The sequence below is a fragment of the Klebsiella sp. A52 genome (genome assembly GCF_018388785.1).
Classification (GTDB): domain Bacteria; phylum Pseudomonadota; class Gammaproteobacteria; order Enterobacterales; family Enterobacteriaceae; genus Klebsiella; species Klebsiella aerogenes.
This window is the reverse complement of sequence record NZ_CP074437.1, coordinates 3943022-3957415: the sequence shown is the minus strand read 5'-3', so window position 1 is coordinate 3957415 and position 14394 is coordinate 3943022. Positions and strand designations below refer to the sequence as shown.

General features: G+C 56.2%; 14 protein-coding genes. 5 read left to right on the top strand and 9 right to left on the bottom strand.

Going from position 1 to position 14394, the window contains the following annotated elements; genetic code table 11:
- Positions 1-105 precede the first annotated feature (105 nt).
- The 3 genes from KGA69_RS18670 to KGA69_RS18660 form a co-directional block, all read right to left on the bottom strand.
- Positions 106-2556: a T6SS phospholipase effector Tle1-like catalytic domain-containing protein gene (locus KGA69_RS18670; RefSeq protein WP_213292573.1), complete on the bottom strand. Its 2451-nt coding sequence runs from the start codon at positions 2554-2556 to the stop codon at positions 106-108.
- Positions 2544-3116, bottom strand: coding sequence for a DUF3304 domain-containing protein (locus KGA69_RS18665; RefSeq protein WP_045394482.1), 573 nt, complete (start codon positions 3114-3116; stop codon positions 2544-2546). The genes KGA69_RS18670 and KGA69_RS18665 overlap by 13 nt, the downstream gene beginning before the upstream one ends.
- A 123-nt stretch (positions 3117-3239) precedes the next feature.
- Entirely contained in the window at positions 3240-4409 is a 1170-nt protein-coding gene (locus tag KGA69_RS18660; RefSeq protein WP_045394479.1) for an MFS transporter, read from the bottom strand.
- Positions 4410-4659: 250 nt separating this feature from the next.
- Here KGA69_RS18660 and KGA69_RS18655 point away from each other — a divergent pair, with 250 nt between their 5' ends.
- The gene (locus KGA69_RS18655) at positions 4660-4833 is read left to right on the top strand and encodes a hypothetical protein (protein ID WP_162184068.1); all 174 of its coding nucleotides are present in this window, start codon (positions 4660-4662) and stop codon (positions 4831-4833) included.
- A 51-nt stretch (positions 4834-4884) separates the two neighbouring features.
- On the opposite strand, the gene KGA69_RS18650 is transcribed toward KGA69_RS18655, so the two are convergent.
- Positions 4885-5763, bottom strand: a complete 879-nt coding sequence (locus KGA69_RS18650; protein WP_045394477.1) for a DMT family transporter — start codon at positions 5761-5763, stop codon at positions 4885-4887.
- Between the two features lie 98 nt (positions 5764-5861).
- Here KGA69_RS18650 and KGA69_RS18645 point away from each other — a divergent pair, with 98 nt between their 5' ends.
- Together KGA69_RS18645 and KGA69_RS18640 are read left to right on the top strand one after the other, a co-directional pair.
- Positions 5862-7190 carry an aminotransferase-like domain-containing protein gene (locus KGA69_RS18645; RefSeq protein ID WP_045394475.1) on the top strand — a complete coding sequence of 443 codons (1329 nt, stop codon included), beginning with the start codon at positions 5862-5864 and terminating at the stop codon, positions 7188-7190.
- A gap of 179 nt (positions 7191-7369) precedes the next feature.
- A complete protein-coding gene (locus KGA69_RS18640) occupies positions 7370-8536 on the top strand; it encodes a YbfB/YjiJ family MFS transporter (RefSeq protein ID WP_047050911.1) in 1167 nt (388 codons plus the stop codon).
- Here the strand turns inward: KGA69_RS18640 and KGA69_RS18635 are convergent.
- Positions 8468-9355, bottom strand: a complete 888-nt coding sequence (locus KGA69_RS18635; RefSeq protein ID WP_213292572.1) for a LysR family transcriptional regulator — start codon at positions 9353-9355, stop codon at positions 8468-8470. The two genes, KGA69_RS18640 and KGA69_RS18635, sit on opposite strands and share 69 nt — an antisense overlap.
- A 91-nt stretch (positions 9356-9446) precedes the next feature.
- Between KGA69_RS18635 and KGA69_RS18630 the strand changes: the two genes are divergently transcribed.
- A complete protein-coding gene (locus KGA69_RS18630) occupies positions 9447-10502 on the top strand; it encodes an NAD(P)H-dependent flavin oxidoreductase (protein WP_213292571.1) in 1056 nt (351 codons plus the stop codon).
- Positions 10503-10523: 21 nt separating this feature from the next.
- On the opposite strand, the gene KGA69_RS18625 is transcribed toward KGA69_RS18630, so the two are convergent.
- Genes KGA69_RS18625 through KGA69_RS18610 form a run of 4 tightly spaced genes read right to left on the bottom strand, consistent with a single transcriptional unit; the run spans position 10524 to position 13821 of the window.
- Positions 10524-11183 carry a methionine ABC transporter permease gene (locus KGA69_RS18625; protein ID WP_161798788.1) on the bottom strand — a complete coding sequence of 220 codons (660 nt, stop codon included), beginning with the start codon at positions 11181-11183 and terminating at the stop codon, positions 10524-10526.
- Entirely contained in the window at positions 11180-11971 is a 792-nt protein-coding gene (locus tag KGA69_RS18620; RefSeq protein WP_213292570.1) for a methionine ABC transporter ATP-binding protein, read from the bottom strand. Before KGA69_RS18620 ends, KGA69_RS18625 begins: the two co-directional genes overlap by 4 nt.
- Positions 11968-12774, bottom strand: coding sequence for a MetQ/NlpA family ABC transporter substrate-binding protein (locus KGA69_RS18615; protein ID WP_213292569.1), 807 nt, complete (start codon positions 12772-12774; stop codon positions 11968-11970). Before KGA69_RS18615 ends, KGA69_RS18620 begins: the two co-directional genes overlap by 4 nt.
- 18 nt (positions 12775-12792) lie before the next feature.
- Complete coding sequence (locus tag KGA69_RS18610; protein WP_213292568.1) at positions 12793-13821, bottom strand: isopenicillin N synthase family dioxygenase; 1029 nt, start codon at positions 13819-13821, stop codon at positions 12793-12795.
- A 295-nt stretch (positions 13822-14116) separates the two neighbouring features.
- Here KGA69_RS18610 and KGA69_RS18605 point away from each other — a divergent pair, with 295 nt between their 5' ends.
- Positions 14117-14392, top strand: a complete 276-nt coding sequence (locus tag KGA69_RS18605) for a VF530 family protein (protein WP_213292567.1) — start codon at positions 14117-14119, stop codon at positions 14390-14392.
- Positions 14393-14394: the final 2 nt, after the last annotated feature.

Here is a 14394-nt window from a genome sequence, read left to right as displayed (position 1 = left end):
TGGTGGCACGGATATTAAAGCGTCGTCAATTATTGATTAAATTGTTACCAGTATCATGATTAATCGGCATACATCATACGTTCGTCCTGGTCTGTTGTATTTTGATTAATTTATGGTTTCCTGCGCAAGCTCCAGCCAGATGGCGTTAATCGTGGCTTTATGCTGTGCGAGGTACTGCTCTGCCATGGCGGCTTTTTGCTGTGCGACAGCCACACCCGGTTGCTGTGTGAAGGCTCTCAGCAGTTCGGAACCAGGTAGCATGGGGATCGGTTTCCCGGACAGAATATCAATCGCTTCCACTTCCAGACTGATGGCACCGAAGGCACCGGCGACGCCCAGTATTTTCCCCTGAACGCTTTTTTGCCTGATGGCGAGAGCCACGCCACCCGCCAACGTGGCGGCGCCCACCACCCAGCCGGCCACGATAAGGGGGGAAAGTGATTTGTTGCAGTTGTTGCCGAAATAGAGCATCCGGTAACGGAAGTAACCGCCCCAGGGTTCACGGGAGCCAAAGGCATTGTGCATGAACCAGGCCCGTGAATCATGGATCTGATCGTCAAACAATGCTCGGACAAGACTGACAGACCGGTCTGTATTGCCGGCTTCGCCGGTGTCAGGAAACAGCACTTTCAGCCGGGATTCGCCGGCAGTCTTCATGCGCATCCACTCTGCGTATTCATCGTCGGTGTTCAGCAGGTACAGGGTATTTTTAAGGGCGTAAAGGGGTTCGTAATACCATGTTTGAGTACTGTCCCGCCGCAGTTCCCGGTTATCCTCCCTGAACTCTTCAGCGCCCTGTCGCAGCTGGGTCTGACCGAGCATTGCATCGAAGTCTTTCGGTCCCTGAGGTAGAAGGATAAAACTGTTTTTTGGCGCCTTGATTAACTCGTTTTTGCGGTCATCTTCCACGGCCTTCTGTTTGTCCGCCCGCTTCTGTTCATGGGCTTTGCGGACTTCCGGATCACTGTCGGCATCCAGGCCGCTGGCAGCGGCATCGAGGTAAAAGCGCTGTGTTTTATAGGTACCTGTGGCGTAACGACCGATGCGCCAGGTAGTAAGCCATGCCATTTGGTTTTCCATGGCCTTTTCCAGGGACATCGGTGCCTGCATGGGTGTTAACTGAGAGGCCTGCTCCGGGCTGGTATCCTCTTCTGCTGAGGAGAGGTTCAGGGTCAGGGTGCGCCACGCGTTGAAACGACGGATTAGCTGAGGATGAATGATAAATTCATCCTGTACATCCGGCGGCAATGCCCGCCACTGGTCTTTCTTCAGCGCGTCAGGGATGGCTTCAAGGGGAACCTTGAACGGCGCACCGGCGGCGAAAGCGGCGGCATACATGTCATGTAGGGCAATCTGCGACAGCAGCAGGGCATCATCCGACCTGTTCGCCTTGCCCTGGTCCCCCGGCGGATAGCCTCCGCCGAGATCGGAGTGCATGCCGGGATAGAGTACCTCGACGCAGCGGGCCGGATAGGAGCCATCGGTGCGGCGAATAGAGTCCAGCGGAAAGCACAGACGCTGCTCGTGAGCAGAAACCAGATGCACACCGTGCTTTATCAGTCCACCGAATCTTTTTTCCTCCGGCAGTGCCTGATTGCCGTCAGCCCAGCCCATATGCCCTTCGGCAATTGGGGCCATATGTGGTATTCCGACGGATGCGACGGTATCGAACAGACCGAGAAACTCAACGCTGAGAGGGATTTTAAGGTCGCCGGCCATCAGGCACTGCTCCGGTTTATCCTGGCCCTCCTTCGGGGCAGGAAGCAGTTCGCTGAGCCAGTTGACAAAGGCGCGAGCCGCCGCGGCTCCCCGCGAAAACCCGTAAATATACAGCTTGATACCTAGCAGCTTGATTTTTCCGGGTTCACCCGGATTAAGCGCCATCTTCAGCCTGCTGTGCAACGGCGGAGATTTAAGAAGGCGCTGAAACTCATTATAGCGGTTACCGCTGCCGGTCAGCCCGAAGGACATCATGGTGGTGGACATAGCCTGAACCGATGCCCAGCATTCCCCGTCGTCCATTTTACCGAGTCCGGTGGTACGTCGCAGTGCATCAATGATGCGCAGTAGTCCCCAGTTAATCCTGTCTTCCCCGTGAGAGGCAAAGGCCAGCCCGCCCATGGTGAAATCGAGATCCATAATCTCCGGGAATGGGGTGCCGACACCGGGCATATAATACTTATAATACTTGTTGCCGGCCGTGTCCGGGAGGTCCGTCAGAGCCGAATTCTTATTTCCGAGTCCAGCGGCATATCCCTGTCCCACGGTGGCGCGAAACAGGCGGGCGATATTGGTGGGGTGTTTGGGGTCTGCGATGTTGAGGTCATGATTGAGGTTGTTGCCGGTGCCGTCAAAGAACAGGCTGATATGCAGGGTTTTGCAGCAGGGCGGCGCGACCCGGCGGTTTGCGGCGAGACAGAGTTCGTTATGATAAGCCCGCTCCTGGCCGTCCTGCTGGTAACAGTTTCTCCCGGTCAAAGAGGCAACAGAGGGAAGGCGGCCCTGCTCCGGGAAAGATGGTGGATACCAGACCGGCGCACTATTCACTTCGGACATACGGCAGGCTCCTTCATCTGAATGGGGTCTTTAATCGGATAAGCCGGACTGCCGTAATCGGCGCAGCTTGTTGTGACTTTTACCTGGTCACAGGACTGGAAATGCACGGTGATGCCGCAGGTTTTGTCTGTGGAGGTATAGGGCGGGAGTGGCACGATGCGTGAATGCTGTATTTTCATTCGCCTGATTTTTGCGAACCATTCGCTGGTTTTATCACCGTACTCATCCCATGCACGATTTCTGTCTTTTTGAGACATCCCTGTGGTATTGGGTGGGATGGGTTTGGGTTCTGTCATATCAAGAGTGCTGCCCAGACCTGTTTCCCAGTCTATCCTGACAGTCATGCCGGGTTTCCATGACGGCGGCGCGCGGTAACAGCATCCACCGCCTCCCCCCTGAAAGGGGCCTATAGCATCCAGACCGGACTGTCCGTTAACGCTGAAATGATTAATCGCCCATTTGGTATGGTTGATGGCTTCGATAGTGCCTGCAAATGCGACGGGAGAGCCGGTAAACAGCAGAACGACACCGGTCAGCAAAGTCCTGTAACAGGGATTCATCCATAATTCCTTTTATTCAGGGATGGGGTATGGCTTTAATGCCTACTATTTGTACGGATTCTCCTCCGTTTTTTTCTGAAAATCAAAAAACAGGCTTAACGCGAGTTTTAATTACACTGAGCTTCAGATCCCTCGCCGAACCCGAAGCAGCAGGATAAACGCCATGGCGACGACCACCGCCGCCAGTAGGTACAGCGTATCGAGCGCATAATAACCCGCCACCCAACCGGCAACCGGGCCGGTCAAACCCAGCGCCAAATCGAGAAAGGCTGAATAGGTACCCAGCGCCGTACCCTGGTTTTGTTCTTCTACCTGTTTTACCGCCTCGACGCCCAGCGCCGGGAAGACCAGCGAGAAACCAGAACCGGTGAGGAATGCGCCAATACCGGCGACCCACGCCGACGGCGCCTGCCAGATAATCAATAATCCAAGACACTCCACTACGAAGCAGACAAGCGACACCGGCACGCCGCCGTAGCGGGTAATGGTGCTGCCAAGGATCAGGCGTATACAAATAAAACCGATGCTGAAGAGAGAGAGCGTGAATGCAGCGCCTTGCCAGTGGTGAGCCGAAAAATAGAGGGTGATAAAAGTGGCGATGACGCCAAAGCCGACGGTACCCAGCGCCAGCCCCAGCCCGTAGGGCCAGATCCTGCGCACTACCACATGGAATGGCGCTCTCACTCCGGCGGTTACGCTGACATCCTGTCGCGTGCGGGCAAACAGCAGGCCAATTAGCGCAACCAGCACTACCACTACGGCAAAACCGCTGATGCCAAAATAGCTATTGAGCATCACCCCCAGCGGCGCGCCGACGGCCATTGCCACGTAGGTCGCGACGCCATTCCATGAAATCACCCGCGAGGTGTGAATCGCGCCAACGGTTTTAATGCCCCATAACGTCGCCCCGGTGGCGGTAAAGCTTTCTCCCACGCCGAGGAAAACCCGGCCAATCAACAGGGCGCTGACGGCGAGAAGCGGTATAGCTTGCAACATCACCGCCGCGAGGGTGAAGAGTCCGCTTAACATGCAGCAGATGATGCCGAGGCTAACGACCTTTTTCGGCCCCCAGATATCGGTATAGCGGCCAGCGTGAGGTCGACTTACGAGCGTTGAAATGTACTGCAGGCTGATAACGACTCCGGCGATTAGCGTACTGTATCCGAGCTGATAGTGGATGTAGCCGGGAAGCACCGCCAGCGGCAGGCCGATGGAGAGATAGCAGATACAGGTGAAAACCACGATAGAAATAATACGCAGGTTAAGCTGAGTGGTGCTAACAGATGTGGTCATAACGCTAAGTGTTTAAAACGAAAGGGAGGTAAAGCATAGCGCAAGCGCGGCGGCTCCGGCGAGCGGGCGAGCATTTTATGCCAACGCTCGGTTCATTTATTGGCAAAATGACCGATAATATAGCTATACAGATGATAAATAACGCCCATATTATTTCTTAGAGTGATACCTGAGTTTGAAAGGGAAATGGATGAGTGGCCAGTCTTAGGATGGAGCACGGCAATCTATTTGCTTTCCGGAGGTCATCGCGATGAAAAAATTACTTATATTGCTCATTGTTTTTGCAGCATCCGCCTGTTCAGGAGGTTCCTCATCATCCTCGGGCATGGCGCCGGGTCAGGGGCTTGATTCGCAAACCTGCATGAACGACACCATTGATGCTAACAGCGCCTGCGGCCATTCGGTTGCGCCACAGTTTAATTGATAGAAGACAGCCTGAGAGAGGAGCGCGCCTCAAATCAGGCTGCCGACTATTTTAACGGGCAAAGCGCTTCGAACCGATCACGCAGAAAATGATGCCAAGCGTGACGACTACCATCAACGGGCTCACTGCTTCATGAAGGAGCAGCGCCGCCAGCGCCAGGCCGAAAAAGGGCTGCAATAGCTGGAGTTGACCGACCGCCGCAATACCGCCGATTGCCAGTCCCCGATACCAGAAGATAAAGCCTACCAGCATGCTGAATAACGAGACATAGGCAAGCGCCGTCCATGCAGACGCACTGATACCACTGAAGCTGATGGGAAGCGTTAAGCCGCAGGCTATCAACATCAGGGGTAGGGACAGGAACAGCGCCCAACAGATGACCGCCAGCCCGCCAAGCTCTCGGGTGAGGCGCCCCCCCTCGGCATAACCCAATCCGCAGACCACTACCGCCGCCAGCATCAGCAGATCGCCCGCGACGGAGATCCCGACATTACCGGCCAGCGCGAAACTGGCCACCAGCAAGCTGCCCAGCAGCGAGAATCCCCAAAAGGCAGGGCGCGGTCTCTCACCACCACGGATCACCGCGAAAATCGCCGTCGCCAGCGGCAATAACCCAATAAAAACAATTGAGTGTGCGGATGTCACCCGCTGTAGCGCCAGCGCCGTCAGCAGCGGAAAGCCGATGACCACGCCGCCGGCAACCAGCGCCAGTGAACGCCATTGTCCCGCTTGCGGGCGCGGCAGGCGTAAAAGCCAGATCAGGCCCAGCGCAAGCACCCCGGCAATCGCACCGCGACAGAAAGTCAGGAAAAAAGGATCGAATTCCTGCACGGCGATGCGGGTGGCGGGTAGCGAGCCGCTAAAAATAGCGACGCCGATAAAGCCGTTTATCCAACCGGATATGGAAGTGGAAGCGCGACGGTTGTGCACGTGAGACCTCTTTGTAGTGATAGTTAAGGTGGTTGACCGGGTCGATAGTAGGTCGCACAATTCATGACAATCAAATAATTGTCATGGATACAATGACGATGAAAAACCGCTATAAATCTCTGGTTGATCGCTATGCGGCAGCAATCCGCAGCGGTGCGCTGGCGGCTGGCAGCCAACTGCCGACCCATCGGCAATTGGTCGTTGAACACGGAATTTCTCTGGCTACCGCGACGCGGGTCTACAGTGAACTGGCGTTAATGGGGCTGGTCAGCGGTGAAACGGGACGCGGCACTTTTGTGCGTGAACTGAGCTTGCCGCCGGGGCTGGGTGTCGATCAGCACGCCATTGCCCCGGATATGATCGATCTTAATTTCAACTCCCCGGCGTTGCCGGAACAAACCGTTCTCCTGCGCGAGGCCTTAAAAAAGCTATCTGGCGCGGGCGATCTGGAGGCGTTGTTACGCTATCAACCGCACGCCGGACGCATGAGCGAACGGGAAATAGTGGCCCGGCATCTTAACAGACAGGGTATTGCGGCCAGCGCCGGGCAGGTCGCTATCGTTAACGGCGCTCAGCATGGGCTGGCGGTCACGCTCGGCGGCCTGCTGCGTCCCGGCGACGTGGTTGCGGCAGATGCGTTGACCTATCCGGGATTTCGCGCCCTCGCCAGGCTCTATCAACTTGAACTGGTTGCTATCCCGCACACAACACAAGGGCCGGATCTCGATATGCTCCGCAGCCTGTGTGAAAAACGGCGGGTAAAAGCGATTTACACCATGCCGACGCTGCATAACCCTCTCGGCTGGGTAATGAATCTGGCACAGCGTAGTCAACTGGTTGATATTGCCCGTCAGTTCGATTTGTTCATCATTGAGGATGCCGCCTATGCATGGTTGATTGCCAACGCGCCGCCGCCGCTGATGTCTCTGGCGCCTGAGCGTACGGTCTATGTGTGCGGTTTTTCAAAAAACATCGCCACCGGTTTACGGGTTGGCATGGTGGTATGCCGCGAGGGGTTAATGCCGGCGATAGAGCGGACGATCCGCGCCACCAGCTGGAATACGCCGGCCTTAACGACGGCGCTGGTCTGCGGCTGGATTCAGGATGGGACGCTGGCCCGGCTCGAAACTATAATGCGCGCAGATGCGCGGCGGCGGCAGGCCATCGCCCGTCAGGCGTTGGCTGGCTTACCAATGATTGGCAATGAAAATGCCTGGTTCCTTTGGCTGCCGTTGGGCGAGGAGATCCGCGCCGATCGCGTCGTGAAACAGCTGCTAACCATGAATATCGCTATTTCCACCGCCGAACCGTATAGCGTCGGCCGTGATGTGCCGCATGCTTTACGTCTGGCGCTGGCGTCACCGAGTCTCGATAAACTGAGCGCCGCGCTGAAGATAATGCGGCCCATTATCGAGTACGGCGTTTAACGGCCATTTTCTTCTGACAACCATCCTTCGTCTCTAATCGAAGTATCTTGCGGTTGGTGCTTTTACTCTTTGCCTTAGCGCGACGACTTGCTCGTCGCATTATGCTATTTCATAATAAAAGAGAATTAAAATTAAATAATATTCTCTTTTTGAGATTAATTGTGCAAGGGGTAACGGAGATGCGACAAATCAGGCCGCAGATAAACGCTTTCTTATTAGCGCTGGCAGGGGCGACGGTATTAATGATTGGTATGGGTTACGGCCGCTTCGCCTTCACCGGGATCCTGCCGGTGATGTTAAGCGATCAGATCCTGACGCTGCGTCAGGGTAATCTGGCCGCCTCCGCTAATTATGCCGGATACCTGCTGGGAGCATTGTTGCTGGCGAAGGCAAAGCCGGAGCAGGCGACCAGAATGAATATTGTCTCGGTCATTCTGACCCTAATTTGTCTGGCGCTACTGGCCTGGCTGCGTTCGCCGCTGGCTATCATTATCCTGCGCGGGTTGGCCGGGGTACTCAGTGCGGTAACGCTTATCTCCGCCTCGTTATGGCTACTGCAGCATATGAAACATCATAACGGCGCGCCGGTACTGTTTGCCGGTGTCGGGATGGGGATCTTTTTGTCGGCGGAGTTTATTGCCGCCGGTAAAGCGCTGGCGTTTAGCAGTCAGCAAATCTGGCTACTGTGCGCCATCACGGCGACGGTGCTGTTTTTATGCGCCTTGCGCGGATTATTAAGCCCGGCGGATTCGCTGCTGGCGTTACACAGCGGGCCCGCAACAGCGATGCCGAGCGACAATGGGCGCACGAGCGATGCGGTAAAATTGCTGCTGATTTATGGCCTCGCGGGTTTCGGCTACATCATCACCGCGACCTATTTGCCGCTGTTTTTGCACGGCGCGCTATCGGGTATCGACCCGGTGCACCTGTGGGCGGTATTTGGTCTCGCGGCGGTACCTTCCTGTTTTATCTGGCACCAACTTGTACTAAAAATTGGCTATCAGCGGGCATTTTGTAGCAATCTCGTTATTCAGGCCTTCGGCGTGGCCTTACCGGCATGGAGCCACTCATTCACCTTTTGTCTGTTGAGCGCGCTGCTGGTTGGGGCGACCTTCCTTGGGACGGTAACCATTGCCTTGTCAGAGGGCAAGCGGCTAAATCAGGCGGTAAAATTTAATATGATTGCCGCGCTCACGGCGACTTACGGCGTCGGGCAGATAATCGGGCCGCTGGTCGCCGATGGGTTATACAGCCTGACGGGATCGTTTAATCCTTCACTATTGACGGCCAGCGGCGTGTTGCTGGGAGCCGCCGGGCTGGTTGCCTGCGGCCGGCGTCAGCAATAACTGGCGCAGGGCGTCGAGAATAGGCGACACATACCCGCGGCGCCAGATAAGCTGGGTGGCGGCCTGGGTCACGTATTGCGTCTGGCAGCCTGCGGGCAGCGTGAGCAGGGCCAGGACGCTTTCCGGGAGCAAACAGGCGTAGCGACCGGTGGCGACGTTGGCCATCATCGCGTGATAGGAGCTGACATCGACGATGTCCACGTGCGTTCCCGTCTGCTGCAGATATTCGATGCCGCGCTGGCGGTAGGAACATCCTGCCGGGAAGGCGGCAAAACGGTAATCGCGCCTATCAACAGGGGCAATCAGGACCAGCTGTTCGATGAAAAGCGGTAGATATTCAATCGTTTGTGGGCATTGAAGGCTACCGTCTGGACCGGCCGGCAGTGAAACCAGCGCGCAGTCCAGCGTTGCGTTTTCGACTAGTTCAGTCAGCTGACGGGTGGGCATGGTACGCAATGTCAGGTCGGCGTCCGGACAGCGTTGCTGAAACAAAGGCAATATGGCCGGCAGGCGGCTGGCGGCACAGGCTTCCATCGCGCCAAGTTTTAACGTCCCCGCGGGCCGTGCCGGGTGCAGCGCCAGTTTGGCCTCTTCGGCAAGGCTTAAAATTCGCCGCGCGTAGCTGAGGAAGTTTTGTCCGGCGGGTGAAAGCAGCATCTTCTTGTTTCCGCGCACGAAAAGCTCGACTTCCAGCTCCTCTTCAAGCTGCTGAATGCGCGTGGTGATATTGGATTGCGCGCGACCAAGTTGTTTCGCCGCCTGAGTGACGCTTTGCGTTTCGGCCACCAGTTTAAAGATCAGTAATGTGGTGTGGTTCATATTTTTCTTCTCAATATGACAATGCAGTTGATCTTATCATCTTAAAAAGAGATGGTTAATGTCTCACATCGCAAATTGCGCAGGATCGTCAATGAATCAACATTTAATGCAATTGCTTAATATTCGTTACCCGATTATTCAGGCGCCGATGGCGGGCGTGTCGACGCCGGCCTTGGCTGCGGCGGTAAGCAATGCCGGGGGATTGGGATCGCTGGGGCTCGGCGCGTCGACGGTTACGCAGGCGCAGGCGCTTATTGAACAAACCCGGCAGCTCACCGAACGTCCCTTTAACGTCAACCTTTTCTGTCATACGCCGTCGCGCCGCGATGCTGTTCAGGAAGCGCAGTGGCTGGCGAGGTTGGCTCCGACGTTTGCCCGCTATCACGGCACGCCGCCGAAACAGCTTAACGAGATTTATCAGAGCTTCCATCAACATCAATCCATGCTCGATATGCTGCTTGAAGAGAAGCCGGCGGTGGTGAGTTTTCATTTTGGCGTGCCGTCTTCGGAGGTTATTCGCCGCTTCCAGCAACAGGGAACGGTGACGATGGCGTCCGCCACCTGCGTCGCGGAAGCGCGATTAATTGCGCAAGCGGGTATTGATGTCGTTATTGCGCAAGGGTATGAGGCCGGTGGCCATCGGGGGATTTTTGACCCGCACGGCGACGATCGTCAAATGAGCACCTTCACTCTGCTTCAGGCACTACTGCGGGCCGTCGATTTACCCATTATCGCCGCCGGCGGCATTATGCATGGAACGGCGATAGCCAGTCTGATGCAGCTCGGCGCGTCGGGCGTTCAGCTGGGAACCGCGTTTTTATTATGCCCGGAAGCGGGTATAGATAGTGGATATCGACAGGCGCTCACGCAAAATAGTGACGTTGTCACCTTTTTGACGGCGGCCATTTCGGGTCGGCCAGCACGCTGCGTTAAAAATAGCTGGAGCGAAATGGTGGCTTCATTCAATGAACGGGACATTCCCGCCTATCCGCTCGCTTATGACGCCGGAAAAGCGCTGGCGACGGCGGCAAAGGCGCAGGGTGATCATGGTTTCGGCGCGCACTGGGCGGGACAAGGGGTGGCGATGATCCGCGAAATGCCGGCGGCAGACCTGGTTAGGGTTCTGGCGGTAGAAGGCGGCCTGTAGTAGCCGCCTGCGAATGAGAGCTTAGCGGCGATGGGCAAGCTGTCGTACCAGCCTGTCGCCGATCATTTGTACGCCCTGAACCATCACCACCAGAATCAGTACCGTACCGACCATCACCTGATCGTTAAAGCGCTGATAACCATAGCGAATCGCCAGGTCCCCAAGACCGCCGCCGCCAATGACGCCCGCCATCGATGAAAAGCCAATCAGCATCACGATAGTCAGGGTGATCCCGGCAAGCAGGGTCGGTAGCGCCTCCGGCAGCAGCGATTTAAAGATAACGTGCCACAGATTACCGCCCATCGACAGAATGGCTTCAATGCGCCCGTAATCCACTTCATCCAGCGCGTTTTCGGTCAGCCGCGCAAAAAACGGAAAAGCGCCGATAGTAATCGGCACGACGGCGGCGGTGCTGCCCAAGGTCGTGCCGATGATAAGCCGCGTAAAGGGGATTAACGCGATCAGCAGCACGATAAACGGCAGCGATCGGCCAAAATTGATAATCGCCCCCAGCAGCGCATTCAGTTTCGGCATCGGCGCCAGGCCGTTGCGCCGGGAGACAAACAGTAACACGCCGACCGGCAGGCCGATTAAGATGGTAAACAGCGCCGCCAGCCCCACCATATAGAGGGTTTCAAGGCTGCCTTCCCATAATAAGGGCCATAAATCTTCCCAGCTCATGCGACTACGCATAAAGGCCTCCCGTGAAAGCCGTGGCGGGCAAGGAAATCTTGCTCCGCCTGCGGATTATGCAGTAACGACTGACGTAATCTGGACCACGGCGCCACCAGCAGATCGGCGATTTTCCCGCTCTCGATGACTTCGCCATGCTCCAGCAGCGCCGCGTGATCGCACAGCGTTTTGACGACTTCCAGCTCATGGGTAATAAGCACGATAGTCAGATTGAGCCGCTGATTGATATCGGCCAGTAACGCCAGCACCGAGGCGGTGGTTTCCGGATCGAGGGCGCTGGTTGCTTCATCGCATAGCAGCACATCCGGGCCGGCCGCCAGCGCGCGGGCGATGCCGACGCGCTGCTTTTGACCGCCGGAAAGCTGGGATGGAAAGGCGGTTGCTTTATCCGCCAGTCCAACCAACTCCAGCAACTCGAGCACGCGTTCGCGGCGCGCACGTTTGTCGACACCGGCGATTTCCAGCGGTACCGCGACGTTGTCAGCCACGTTGCGGGCATGCAGCAGGTTGAAGTGCTGGAAGATCATTCCGGTGCGCAGACGGTGCTGACGTAAACCGGCTTTGTCTAACTGAGTGATATCCTGCCCGTTCACCACAATCCGGCCCGTAGAGGGCCGTTCGAGTAAATTGAGACAGCGGATCAGCGTGCTTTTGCCTGCGCCGCTGCGCCCGAGAATGCCATAAATCGCGCCTTTCGGGATCTGCAGCGACACGTCGTTCAACGCCGGTCGGCCTGTTCCGGCATAGGTTTTACTCAGCCCGACGACCTCAATCATGATTGCGGCGCTACCGGGATAACCGAGCCGTTATAGTTTTTGCGAATAAACTCGGCAACCTGCGGCGAGGTGAGATCTTTGGCCAGCGCTTTAATGCGTGGGTCATTAGCCAACTGCGGCGTCGTCACCAGGATATTGGCGTAGGGGTTGTTGTTCGCGCTCTCCAGTCCTAACGCATCTTTCGCCGGTACCAGTCCCGCCTCCAGCGCGTAGTTGCCGTTAATAACCGCTAAATCGACATCGTCTAATGAACGCGGGATCTGCGGTGATTCAATTTCGAGGATCTTCAGATGTTTGGGGTTTTCCACGATATCTTTCGGGGTGGCTAACGTGGTCGCCGGGGTGGTGAATTTGGCGCCGAGTTTGATTAATCCCTGGCTTTGCAGCAGGAACAAGGCGCGACTGAGATTGGTGGTGTTGTTCGGCACCGCGACGGTCCCGTTTTCCGGGACGGAATTAAAGTCTTTGTGCTTACGGGAATAAATACCCAGCGGTTCAATATGCACTGTGGCAGCGACGGCAAAAGTCTTACCCAGCGCTTTTTCCTGGTCCTTCAAATAGGGAACGTGCTGGAAGTAGTTGGCATCAACATCGCCATTCGCCAGCAGTTCGTTGGCGTTGACGCCGCTGGTGAGTTCAACCACTTTGATATCGAGGCTGGGATCGATTTTTTTGATGTAATTGAGGATCTCAGCGTGCGGCACCGGGTCAGCGGCAACGCGCAGCGCGGCAGCCTGGGCGGATGTCCATGCCAGAGAAAGAGATAAAGCGACCCCTGCCAGTTTGAATGCGGCATATTTCATGTTGTTATCCTTATTAAATTAAACGATCAGTTGCTCAGTACGTTCGCGAAAAACATCCTGGTAATAACGTTCGGCGACGTCCGGGTGGGAACGCAGCCGCCCTTTGAGGTAATTCCAGCCAACATCCCGCAGCAGCGGATTTTGCGGATCGCTATCCGGGCCGAGCGCTTCCTGCGCCAGATGGTCGGGCAGGCGGTACACCGGCACCACGGCATCGAGCTGCGCGCCAAGAAAGAAGGCGATAGAGAGACGTTCCTGTTCTGCCGGCGGCGAGACCACGCGATGAACGGTGGCGCGCAGATAACCATTAGTCGCCAGCTCAAGCAGCTCGCCGATATTTACCACAAAGCTTCCCGCCAGCGGCGTGGCATCGATCCAGCGGTCCGGCGCGACTTCCACCTGCAGTCCTTTCTGCTCGTCCTGTAACAGGAAGCTTAAGAATCCGGAATCTTTATGCGCGCCGACGCCCTGGTCGCTTTTCGTTTCACGCTGTCCGGGGTAACGAATCAGTTTGATATGTTCATTCGGCTTATCGCCATACAGCGCGTCAAAGGCGTCGGCAGGCAACTGTAGCGCTTCGGCAAACGCGCGCAGCAAGGTCATCCCGACGCCGGTCATCGCCTGCTGCCAGCCCAGCAGAGTGGGTTTCAGCGACGGTAGCGCGGCGGGCCATAAATTCGGTCCCTGCAGGCGCTGCCAACGTGGCGCGTTTTCGGCGAGAGTTAAAGCCGGGCGTTCAGCGCCGATATCAAACTGTTCGCGCCAGTCCGGCTGGCCGCGAGTGAGCTCGGAAGCCGCGCGGTTATAGCCGCGAAAATGGGGGGAGTGAATCATCGCCACCTGCTGCTTTTCGCTATCATCAAGGGCAAAAAAGCGTCGCGCCTGGCGTTGAACTTCAGTTTGCAATCCGGCGTCCACGCCGTGATTAATAAGATAAAAGAAACCAATATCGCGAGCGGCCTGGCGGAGGTCGGCAAGAAAACCGGCCTTTTCAGCAGGATTGCTATAGCGGGCCAGATCGAGAATCGGCAAAGTCGTGGCGTTCATTGTGTTCTCCGAAAACGGGGTACGGGTCATTGGCTATTGAGTGATTCTGGGTTCGGCAGCAACAACGGCGCATGATGATTTCCTCTGTCGGGTAGATGCGCTCAGCTTGCCTTAGCGCAATTTTTTCGACCAATAACGTTCTTTTCTAATTTATGACCGCGGTGGGTTCAGTGCTTTTGCGAAAAACGGATAAGGAGAGAGGAAACGCGTGGACGTGATGTAAAAAAGTAGCGGGATGTTGCATGATGCCGCCGCGGTCCGTATGGTGAGCGAAATTTTTCATGCAGGAAAGACAATGCACACGTCAAAAGATCCGCTTCACGGCGTGACGCTCGAAGCGTTACTCACTGACCTTGTGGCCAGATATGGCTGGGATGAACTGGCCAGACACATCAAAATCAACTGTTTCAAAAGCGATCCGAGCATTAAGTCGAGCCTGAAATTTCTGCGCCGCACGCCGTGGGCGCGTAAAGAAGTCGAAAACTTTTATCTCGATACGCTGGAAGGGCTTATCGACAAATCTACTGCCTCTGCCGACGCTGGCCCGTGGGCCAACTGGCAAAAGAAGTAACG

What these genes read in the sequence shown, in the direction of transcription:
- KGA69_RS18670 (WP_213292573.1), bottom strand. Translation starts at nt 2,556, where the DNA reads ATGTCCGAAGTGAATAGTGCGCCGGTCTGGTATCCACCATCTTTCCCG.
- KGA69_RS18665 (WP_045394482.1), bottom strand. Translation starts at nt 3,116, where the DNA reads ATGAATCCCTGTTACAGGACTTTGCTGACCGGTGTCGTTCTGCTGTTT.
- KGA69_RS18660 (WP_045394479.1), bottom strand. Translation starts at nt 4,409, where the DNA reads ATGACCACATCTGTTAGCACCACTCAGCTTAACCTGCGTATTATTTCT.
- KGA69_RS18655 (WP_162184068.1), top strand. Translation starts at nt 4,660, where the DNA reads ATGAAAAAATTACTTATATTGCTCATTGTTTTTGCAGCATCCGCCTGT.
- KGA69_RS18645 (WP_045394475.1), top strand. Translation starts at nt 5,862, where the DNA reads ATGAAAAACCGCTATAAATCTCTGGTTGATCGCTATGCGGCAGCAATC.
- KGA69_RS18640 (WP_047050911.1), top strand. Translation starts at nt 7,370, where the DNA reads ATGCGACAAATCAGGCCGCAGATAAACGCTTTCTTATTAGCGCTGGCA.
- KGA69_RS18635 (WP_213292572.1), bottom strand. Translation starts at nt 9,355, where the DNA reads ATGAACCACACCACATTACTGATCTTTAAACTGGTGGCCGAAACGCAA.
- KGA69_RS18630 (WP_213292571.1), top strand. Translation starts at nt 9,447, where the DNA reads ATGAATCAACATTTAATGCAATTGCTTAATATTCGTTACCCGATTATT.
- KGA69_RS18625 (WP_161798788.1), bottom strand. Translation starts at nt 11,183, where the DNA reads ATGAGCTGGGAAGATTTATGGCCCTTATTATGGGAAGGCAGCCTTGAA.
- KGA69_RS18620 (WP_213292570.1), bottom strand. Translation starts at nt 11,971, where the DNA reads ATGATTGAGGTCGTCGGGCTGAGTAAAACCTATGCCGGAACAGGCCGA.
- KGA69_RS18615 (WP_213292569.1), bottom strand. Translation starts at nt 12,774, where the DNA reads ATGAAATATGCCGCATTCAAACTGGCAGGGGTCGCTTTATCTCTTTCT.
- KGA69_RS18610 (WP_213292568.1), bottom strand. Translation starts at nt 13,821, where the DNA reads ATGAACGCCACGACTTTGCCGATTCTCGATCTGGCCCGCTATAGCAAT.
- KGA69_RS18605 (WP_213292567.1), top strand. Translation starts at nt 14,117, where the DNA reads ATGCACACGTCAAAAGATCCGCTTCACGGCGTGACGCTCGAAGCGTTA.